Here is a 1,030-nt window from a genome sequence, read left to right as displayed (position 1 = left end):
AACCTGAGTTCGGCCTAAGAAACTCATATTTATAGTATAGAAAAAGCAGAATATTTAGTAAATTAAAGTGTTGAATTCTAATTAACTAACATTATTCTGCTTATGATTTCTAAAGATAAAATTACTGAAATATTTTGTTCTATTGATGATTTTTGTACTGTTTATGAGCCTGCTTTACGAAAAAGACAGGTTACTAGTGGTAAAAAGACTAGAAATAGAAAATTCACAATGTCAACTAGTGAAGTCGTTACTATCACCGTATTATTTCACATAAGTGGAATTAGAACCTTTAAACATTTCTACATTTTGTATGTACAACAACAGCTTCAAAATGAATTTCCAAAGACGGTTTCTTATAATCGTTTTGTAGAGTTAATGCAATCCAACTTATTGCCCCTAGCCCTATATTTGAAAACTTGCTGTTTAGGAGAATGCACAGGTATTTCTTTTGTAGACTCTACCCCAATAAGAGCCTGTAAGAACAAGAGAATCAAAAACAATAAAGTATTCAAAAACATTGCCACGATGGGAAAATCAACAATGGGATGGTTCTATGGTTTTAAACTCCATATTATAGTCAATGATAAAGGAGAACTACTTGATTTTATAATCACTCAAGCAAATGTTGATGATAGAACACCACTGAAAACAGATAACTTTTTAAAGAAAATATTTGGTAAACTATATGCAGATAAAGGATACATCTCTAAAGACTTGACTGCTATGTTATTTGATCAAGGACTACATTTAGTTACTAGTATTAAGAACAATATGAAAAATGTTTTAATGACTATGAAGGACAAAATACTACTCAGGAAAAGATCGGTGATTGAAACCATAAATGATCAGCTAAAAAACATTGCTCAGGCTGAACATTCAAGACATAGAAGCTTTGGTAATTTCATTACCAACTTGATTGCTAGTTTAATTGCTTATTCTTTTCAAGAAAAGAAACCTGCTATCAAATTTGAAACATATAAGTCTGAACAATTAGCATTGTTTTTCTAAATCCTTAGCTCGAACTCAGGTT

General features: G+C 30.5%; 1 protein-coding gene. It reads left to right on the top strand.

Annotated elements, in window-relative coordinates:
• Positions 1 to 102 precede the first annotated feature (102 nt).
• Positions 103 to 1,008, top strand: a complete 906-nt coding sequence (locus tag EM932_RS20700; RefSeq protein WP_135879108.1) for an IS982 family transposase — start codon at positions 103 to 105, stop codon at positions 1,006 to 1,008.
• Positions 1,009 to 1,030 lie beyond the last annotated feature (22 nt).

Origin of the sequence: Flavivirga rizhaonensis (assembly GCF_004791695.1) — a bacterium.
GTDB classification, from domain to species: Bacteria; Bacteroidota; Bacteroidia; order Flavobacteriales; family Flavobacteriaceae; genus Flavivirga; species Flavivirga rizhaonensis.
The sequence above is the reverse complement of the archived record's forward strand: the minus strand, read 5'-3'. Positions and strand labels throughout refer to the sequence as shown.